The organism is Clostridium sp. K13 (assembly GCF_019734195.1).
Classification (GTDB): Bacteria; Bacillota; Clostridia; order Clostridiales; family Clostridiaceae; genus Clostridium.
The window spans coordinates 1-5,896 of sequence record NZ_JAASHM010000069.1; the positions used below are offsets into that span (position 1 = coordinate 1).

The window sequence follows — 5,896 nt, forward strand, 5'->3', positions numbered from 1 at the left end:
TTTACTTTAACTATATTCTGTTCAATTTTCAAAGACCATTTACTCTGTCGCACCGAAGCGACTTCCTTATCTTATCACTGAGAAACTTTTATGTCAACATCTTTTTTCAACATTTTTTTATGTTGTTTTTGTTGATAAAAATTTGCTTTTAGCCTTTCGACTTACTTGCTGTGTTCCTTAGGACAAGACTTATAATATCATCTAATGAATTTAATTATTAGTCATAATAAATTATAATACAACTTTAAACCTATTTCTCTACATTTTTCATCTATATACTACATTTTTCTTATATTGATACGCTAGGAACAGTGTTGCTATTTTTTATAAAATCTATCCACTTAATTCACATTATCCACAGGCTTATTTGTTTTAAGTTTAGACTTATCAACATAATTAACATTATCAACACTTATAAAATCATTACATTAATCTACATATATATAGTTTATTAACGTTATATAACAATTATAATTTTATTATTTAAACAAATAAAATTAAAAAAAAGTACTTTCTCAAAATTTAGAAAGTACTTTTTATCTATAATCTTAAGAAAAATTATCCTATTTTTCCTTTTATGAAGTAATATAATAAACTAATTTAATCTTTACAAATATAAATCAACTTATTTATTCTTTTTTTTACTTAGAATTACACCTGCTCCAGCTGTCAATACACCTAATAATCCAACTGTAGCCGCAGATGTTCCTCCTGTTTTAGGTAATTTATTAGAGTTATTTACATTAGAATTACTGCTATTATTTTCAGGGGAGTTATTTCCATTACCACTTTCTGCTCCAGAATTATTATTGTTACCGTTATTAACATCACTTGCATCTGCAATAACCAATTCTTCTAATGCGATTTCTAAAGCATTAGTTGCTTTTTCAATATCCTCTTCAGTTGCTTCTTCGTTAGTCATAATATATTTAGCATCATTTAATCTATCTTTTAAATTGTTCCAAGACTCTTCTGTATATTTATCAGAATCTAACTCTTCAACTTTCTCTATTAAATCTTGTAACCTATCCTTATTTGGTTTTAATCTTAACTGTAAGAATGCTCTTATTAAACTTTCATAAGTATTACTAACTTCTTCTTCCATTGCGTTTTCATCTACAATTACATTTCTAGCAGTTGATAATACTACTGATAAGTTATCCCAAGTAGCTTTTATATATTCTTCTGAATTTAACTTATCTATTTTTTCTACTAAAGAAATTAACTGTTCTTTATTACCTTTTTTAAACTCTAACATTTGAATTACATTACTTAATCTAATGAATGCATCATCTACTTCTTTTTGAGTCTCAGATGAATTTAATAAAACTATTTTTGCATTTTCATATGCTTCATTGAACTCTTTAACTACAGCTGGAACTACACCTTCCAACATCCCTTCTGATAATATCTCATCAGCATAATCAATAATTATTTGTAGTGCCTGTTTATTAGTAGTAACAAGCTTTTCAAATTTGGCTTCTAAAATAATATCTTCTGTTATTTTAGTATTAAAATCAAATAACTCATCTCCAAAATACCATCCTAAGAAAGAATATCCTTCCTTTTGTGGATCCTCTGGTCTTATAACAGTTTCACCTTCTAATACTTCCACTACAGTTTTATTTTCTCCATTTACAAATGTAACATTAAAATTGACTTCAACAGGAGGCACCAAATTAGAATCTGTTGTGTAAGTTATTTCAATTAATTGAAAATCCTTTGCCATAGAGTCATATGAAATCTTAAGATCTGTTGTATTTCCTAAATTACTAACATCAAATAAATTTATTGACTTATCTAATACTCCAATAGCTTTCCATTTTCCATTTGTTAATACTTCAACATTAGCATTTGAAATAGTATTAGCATTTTGAATTATAGTAATAGCAGAAATTTGATCTCTATCTGTTAACTTATAAGTTAAATATCCTGAATTTTCAGTTGCATGTATAGTAAATTTTGTTTCTAACTGTTTATCAACTAAACTTGATAATTGATTTGTATTAGATAATTCTTCAGTAGTTGAAATTTCGTATACTTTACTTCCAAGTAATGATTGCCCATTATTAATTGAAATTTCATTTACTATAAACTCTTTTTCTTCTTCATATGCTAAACGAATATATCTATATTCTGTATTTCCTTCAACATTAATATCCATCCAGAAATATGGTACCTCACGTCCATTAAATCCATCTTCTGTTTGTTCATTTCCTTGAATATTAAAGCTTTTTACATTAATCCACTCATTACCATCTACTGAAACTTGTACCTTACCTTGTCCTAATACTGCTTGTGGATTTTCAGTTGCTACATCCTCTGCAACTTTAACTTGAATATGATTTAAAACAACTTTTTGTCCCATATCTATAGTTAAGTTCTTAGTTTTGTAGTGACCTTTAGTAGAATCTTGTCCATCAAATACATTGTTTAGTGAATTATCATATGCTACACCATCTATAAAGTAATTATATTTACACATATCTGGTCCAAATGCACCATATAATTCAATACCAGTTCCATTGAATTCATATTCGATAGTACCAGTTGTATCAACTAAATACATTTCATCTTGATTTAACCATCCAGTCTTTGGTGACCACATACTCCATGCCTTTGAACTATTTCCTGTTGATAATACAAGTCCTGGAGTTGTTGTTGTCATATTAACTTCTGAAGTTTCTTCTCCATTTTTAACAACAAACTTATCTACTGATGCTTTATATTGGTTTTTATTTGCTCCACTAGGTTCTGTTAATATAGTAATATTATGATTTCCTTCTTGTAATCCATCTACTGAAAGTATTTTTTGAGAAGGGTTATCCTTTCTTCATCCATTAGCATCAACTGATCCATAAGTAGTACCTACTGTTACTTTTGGTTCTTCAATTTGTTCAATACTAATATTTAAAATTGTGCTTAAATCACTAGCAACATCTGAAGTATTTTTTATTCTTACGTAACGAGCAACTATCTCACCACTAGCATTTTCTAAGGTATTCCAAACCTTGAAGTTTTCTGAATGTTCAAGAATAAGCCCCTCTGATAACTTTATATTATCTATATTAACTGATTCCAATTTAGATAATTGAACAGCAACAAATTCATCATTATTTAATGTAGTTCCTTGTAGTTCTAATGCTATACTACCCTTATTATCAACAATATTAGCCCCATTAATATTTTCAACATTAGTTACTAATTTAACACCATCATTAACAACTACAGACATTTCACGTATGTGTAACCAATAATCTGGCTTATTGTTATATCCTTGCTTGCTTAAACGTAAACGAACATAGCGTGCTGAAGTATTTGTATCTACATTTATATTGTGAGGAGCAGACTCTTCTGAATAGTCCTTTATAGTTGTCCAACTTTCTCCATCCTTAGATACTTCAAGAACTGCATAATGGAATATATCATTGTCAGAATCATTAGCCCCCTGTGTAATTGATACATTCATTAAATCTTTAACTTCACCTAAATCTAATCCAAAATAACCTCCCACTTGTTGTATTCCACCATATTCTAATTTAGTATATGTTGACATATCTCCATCATAGTATTTATTAAATTCACTTTCTGCTACATTAGCCCATTGTGTAAAGTTATAATATAATTTTGCATCTTCACCTTCTAATCCAAGTATTTTATTTAATTCCTTACCTAATTTTGAATTTAAATAAGTAGCTAAAGGACGTAATCTCTTAGTACCTGGTTTAACCTCTAAATTTGTATATCCTCCTGGTTTAAATCCAGGTTTAGTCACAGAGTTTGAAGCAGCAATTTTAGTTGCTATATTTGAATATTCATTCCAAGCAATATCGTAATCTTCTTCACTAATTGCAATTATAGAGTTTAATCCTGCAATAGCGGCTTCTAATGTAGCAGATAACGATTCTTTATATGGAGCAAATTCTTTTTTTAACCCTTCATTTTGTGCTTTTTCCATTAATGAATTAGCAGCTGCTAATATTTCCTCTAACTTAACTTTTAATGCTTGAGCCTCAGTTGCTGCATTTTCACCAGCTTCTAATTTATTTTTTAATGCATCAATTGGTTCTCTTAAATCTTCTGATTCTGCCCATGCTAATCCTGTTTGATGATAAACACCATCCCTTGGATATGACATATGTCTAGCTAAAACTCTCAACTCATTTTCTACTGCTTCATCAACATTTTTAAATGAAGCATCCCATGAAGCATCAACATTAAAATCATCAACATTCCAAGAGAAATCAGCTATTTGGAATAACCCTATTTTTGATAGTTATGCTTCACACATTGGATTTGAAACTAATCCATTTAATTTGTTAGTCTTTTTAAGCATTTCTGCTTTACCGATAAATAATGTTGAATCTGTGTAATCATTAACTGGCCAGTTTAACCACATATATGGATAACGTCCAGATACATCTTTAAATCCATTATTTAAATTGTCATCTACATTACCAATTATAGCTGGACCTGTATGCATAATTTCAACATCTTCTTTAACTGCTGGAACTTGTTGTGATTGTCCATCAATTGTAATTGTTGTTCCATCTCTAAATTGATTATAATAAGATGCTCCTGGCCAACCACTATATGCTTGTGGACAGAAAATTAAAGGATATGTACCCTCTTTAGAATCTAACCAATCAGTTAAAGTATTAATTGCCTTAACTTGTAAAGCCGTTTCAGAAACTGCATCATCTGCAAGCAATGCAAATTGTCTTACTCCTAAAGCATATAAACTCTCAAACTTATCTATTATATATTGCATTTCTTGATCATAATTTTCTTTATTTATACCATTACTCATAAATGGATGAATAGCATAAACAAATCTATTTTTAGTTCTAACACCAGCCTCTATTATTTCCGCCATTTTATTTAACTCTTCTTGAGGATATGGTTCTCTCCATCTGCTATTATGATAAGGATCATCCTTTGGTGCAAAAATGAATGTATTTAACTTAGTTTTACTGCCAAATTCCATTAAAGAAATTATTTCTGGATTTGACCATGGAATACCGTAATATCCTTCAATGTATCCACGATATTGAATGTCAGCATAATCTTCTACAACATTTTTTAGTAATTGATTATTTGATGATTGTTCTATCATTAATTGTAAAGTTGTTACTGCACAATATAACGCATCACTATCATTTCCTATTAATTTAATACCGTTATCACTAATCTCTATAACGTTAGCATCAAATTTATTAAATAAATTCTCAGTTTTTGGTGTATATCCTATCTCTTCAGATGAAATACCTGCTATAATATTAAACTTATTTTCTTCTAATTGATTAGATACTACTATATTACAATCTAATAGTTGTAAGGTATCTTGTAGATGATTTTGAGTTGCTTCATCTATAGCTCCTTTTAATACAACGTTTACCTCATTAGGAATTGTTACATTACCTCCAGTATATTGGATATCTTGTGGAATTGGGTAAATTTCATATTTTTCGATATACTGCGTCTTATTGTCTGCATGTACTAACGTTGTATTAGATAAAATTCCAACGCCTAAAGTTAATACTAAAGACAAACTCAACTTTTTAATAAATGATTTTTTCATTTTTCTCTCCCCTTTTTCAAATTTATATATTAATACATAATATTTATTATGTTTTAACATTATCTACTTAACATATACTAAAATTTTTCTTAAGGTAAATATTAAAATCCTAAAAATTTTATATTTTTAAGCAAAAAAAAAGCCGAAAAGAATAACATTATCTCTTAATCTAAGATAATATTCCTTTTCAGCTTATGCTCAAACTTAATTGATAACACACTAAATATTCTTATTATATCTATAATAGTGCAAAAATACTTGAATAATTTTACAACTGAATAAAATAAAAAAACATTCATGATAAATCCTTGCTAT

2 protein-coding genes and 1 pseudogene are annotated in these 5,896 nt (G+C 28.4%); all 3 read right to left on the bottom strand.

Translation table 11 applies throughout. The annotated features are described in order from the left end of the window. Positions 1-625 precede the first annotated feature (625 nt). The gene (locus tag HCG76_RS18585) at positions 626-2,668 is read right to left on the bottom strand and encodes an InlB B-repeat-containing protein (RefSeq protein WP_221701756.1); all 2,043 of its coding nucleotides are present in this window, start codon (positions 2,666-2,668) and stop codon (positions 626-628) included. Between the two features lie 165 nt (positions 2,669-2,833). Next, positions 2,834-4,138: a discoidin domain-containing protein gene (locus HCG76_RS18590; RefSeq protein WP_311776410.1), complete on the bottom strand. Its 1,305-nt coding sequence runs from the start codon at positions 4,136-4,138 to the stop codon at positions 2,834-2,836. 18 nt (positions 4,139-4,156) lie between these two features. After that, a pseudogene (locus HCG76_RS18600) lies at positions 4,157-5,641 on the bottom strand (beta-N-acetylhexosaminidase family protein); the annotation flags it as partial. Between the last annotated feature and the right edge of the window lie 255 nt (positions 5,642-5,896).